Raw genomic sequence first — 3,006 nt, 5'->3', positions numbered from 1 at the left:
GGGCGAAGGGGGTACGTTCGGCGGGACCGACTCCGGCCCGGCCGTCTACGATCCGGAGCGAGTCATGGCATTGAACAGCGAGGGAATGCAAATCGAAGTGCTCACCGCAGACGATCTTGCGACGATCCTCGCCATCGACGGCATCACGGGCGTCGAGCCGTTCGTATCGGTCACGACTGACTACATTTCCCGGAATGACGGCATCAAGTACGAATTCGCGATTAATCCGGGCGGTGTCGGCCTCAACCTCGACCTCGTGGTCGGCAGACCGATTCGCGATGACGACACGCACGCACTACTTTTGCCGGTGAGTTACCTCGCACCGCTCGGCTTCGCGGACGCCGAGGCAGCCCTCGGACAGAGCGTGACGCTCGGTGTCACTGACGTCGGTGGGCACGCACACGTCATCTACGCCGCCATCGTCGGAGTTCAAGAGGCGACGCTCTTCGGCTCCGGCGCCATCATCAGCAAGAGTTTGAAGGAGACATTGCACGAGAGCCAGATGACGGGAATGCCCGACGGCTACCGCGATATCTACACGATGGTTGCCGCTCGGTTCGAGCCCACACAAAGCGCACTCGGCGAAATCGCTATCAAAGCCGCCCTCACTGACGCCGGTTACGACGGGATGACCTTCCAGGATCAGCTGGGCATTGTAACGTCCGTCATTAATGCCATCATCGGTGTGCTGAATGCGTTCGGCGTTATCGCCCTCATCGCCGCTGGATTTGGCATCATCAATACGCTGCTCATGTCAGTCCAAGAACGGACCCGGGAGATCGGCCTGATGAAATCAATGGGCATGAGCCGGGGCCGGTTGTTCGCGCTCTTCTCGTCCGAAGCGATCTTCATCGGCCTCCTCGGCAGCGCCCTTGGAGCGGTGGCCGCCATCGCGCTCGGTACCGTCATCAGCACCGTCATCGCGAGCGGGCCGCTCGCAGCGCTGGCAGGACTCCGAATCATCGCCTTTGACCCAGCTGCAGTCACAATCGTGGTCCTCCTGGTCATGACGCTCTCGTTCCTCGCTGGCACGCTTCCGGCAGCCCGCGCTGCGCGGCTCGACCCTATCGACGCCTTGCGGTACGAATAGCGTCGGCATCGTGCCCCCGGCCTGACGTCTCCGGCCCAAGGGTAAACCCCACCCTCTACAGACGATGCTGGGACGAGACAGTCCCAGCATCGTCTTGGACACCTTAGGCCGTTTGTCTTCAGGCGCGGGAGAGTGTGCTCCTCAGGTCTTGGAGGTGCTTGTAGACAGAAGTTGGTGGCGTGGAGCCCGATGGCTGCTCGCTGCTGCGCCACCGGCTCGTCCAGCTGGCGCAGAGGCAAGGCAACGCTGAAGCCGCGTAGGTGGAGCCCATGACTGGGCCAACTCAGAGGTCATGTGAAGCAACATCAGACAATCCCTGCGGGCATAGGCGTGTTCAATTTCTTTTCTTATCTACCCATCCCAAACAGAGGTGCTAGGGTCAAGCGACATCCAAAGGAGGCACTATGGCGGACACGGTATCCAAAGCTCAGGTCACCGACACCCTTGCCGAGGGGCAGAACCTCAGCAAGAAGAACGTCAAAGCCGTGGTCGAAGCGACCTTCGAGCACATCAGCGAGCACCTAAAGCGCGGGAACAAGGTGCAGGTCACCGGCTTTGGTGAGTTCGAGGTGCGCGACCGACAAGCGAGATAGGGCATGAAGCCCAGCACCAAGGAGAGGGTGCAGATTCCAGCGAGCAAGAGCCCAGCCTTCAAGCCTGGCAAGACCCTCAAGGACAGCGTGAACCAGTAAGGCCGATGCGCTTGCCTCTGGAACCAGTGCTGGCTCAGCGAAGACGCTACTATCATGAGTATGCTCAGTTTCGATACGCAAGCCAGCCTGGTATTCCACCTCGCCAGGGAAGAAGCCCTCAACTTGGGTCACGCCGCCGTGGAACCCGAGCACCTGCTGCTGGGTGTGCTGCGCACGGAGGATGAAGCGAGCGAACTGCTGAGCGAGTTCGGGGTGCATCTAGAGGCAATCCGGGAAGGGCTAGGAGCACTAGCAGGCCACCCCTCACCCGAGGGTGAACGCGTGGCGGTGAGCTCAGGTGCCCAAAGGGTGATGGAGCTCGCCGGGAGTGAAGCTCAGGGCTTGGGAACCAACCGCGTCAGCACCGCTCACATTCTTCTGGGCATCGTGCATCCCGATAGCTTCTACGAAAAAGGCAGCGTCGTTCGGCAGGTTTTAGAAGCCCTTGTAGATAAGAAGTCGGTGGCGGAGCATGATGGCTTCTCGCTGCTGCGGCAACACCTCATCAAGCTGGCACAGCAGCAAGCCAAGGACTAAGCTCTTGAAACCTGCCTCCCTGCCCCACCGGAGCAAAGGCCCGGTCATGTATCATGAATGGACGTCAAAGCAGCAGGCTTTCGCGTCACCCGCACGAGCGTGCGGGAAGTTTCAGCTGTACCCAGCTTATGGTTGGGCGAAAAAGGAAGAGGAAGAAGATGGCTACAGGTAAAGTCAAGTGGTTCAACAGCGAAAAGGGCTTCGGCTTCATCGAGCAGGGTGACGGGGGTGCTGACGTCTTCGTTCACTTCTCCGCCATTACCGGCCAGGGCTACAAGAGCCTCAACGAGGGCGACGAGGTCGAGTACCAGGTGGAGAAGGGACCCAAGGGTCTGCAGGCAGCGAACGTCACGGTGACGAACGCCGCGCCTGTTCGTGATGATGACCGCGGTGGTAACCGTGGCGGCGGCGGTCGCGACCGCTACTAGCTAAACCCACCACCAAAAGCGGGCGCCTGAGGTGTATCAGGCGCCCGCTTTTTCCTTGCTGCTGGCGCCAAACTCGTACAAGCACTCCCTCAAGAACGGGCTGTAGTGCACGGTGGGCAGATGTAAGCCTCGGGCGCAACTATAACAACTGCGACTGGCTTGCAACATTATGTGGGTCGCTCCTGCCATAACGTCTGGCGTCGTACGGTAACCTGAGATCCCTTTGCTGCGCGAGAACCATTGGCGCGCGGTGTTGACG

3 protein-coding genes and 1 pseudogene are annotated in these 3,006 nt (G+C 60.2%); all 4 read left to right on the top strand.

The genetic code is table 11. The annotated features are described in order from the left end of the window. Positions 1-1,090 (top strand): FtsX-like permease family protein (locus M3498_11625; GenBank protein MDQ3459933.1); only part of this gene is annotated, 1,090 nt, incomplete at its 5' end. Between the two features lie 404 nt (positions 1,091-1,494). Next, positions 1,495-1,782: pseudogene (locus M3498_11620) on the top strand (HU family DNA-binding protein). 54 nt (positions 1,783-1,836) lie between these two features. Then, positions 1,837-2,319, top strand: a complete 483-nt coding sequence (locus tag M3498_11615) for a hypothetical protein (GenBank protein ID MDQ3459932.1) — start codon at positions 1,837-1,839, stop codon at positions 2,317-2,319. A 158-nt stretch (positions 2,320-2,477) separates the two neighbouring features. Continuing rightward, positions 2,478-2,747, top strand: coding sequence for a cold-shock protein (locus tag M3498_11610; protein ID MDQ3459931.1), 270 nt, complete (start codon positions 2,478-2,480; stop codon positions 2,745-2,747). Positions 2,748-3,006 lie beyond the last annotated feature (259 nt).

Source organism: Deinococcota bacterium (assembly GCA_030858465.1).
Lineage (GTDB): Bacteria > Deinococcota > Deinococci > Deinococcales > Trueperaceae > JALZLY01.
Note: the sequence above shows the minus strand (reverse complement) of the source record. Positions and strands in the feature narration are given on the sequence as shown.

What these genes read in the sequence shown, in the direction of transcription:
- M3498_11615 (MDQ3459932.1), top strand. Translation starts at nt 1,837, where the DNA reads ATGAGTATGCTCAGTTTCGATACGCAAGCCAGCCTGGTATTCCACCTC.
- M3498_11610 (MDQ3459931.1), top strand. Translation starts at nt 2,478, where the DNA reads ATGGCTACAGGTAAAGTCAAGTGGTTCAACAGCGAAAAGGGCTTCGGC.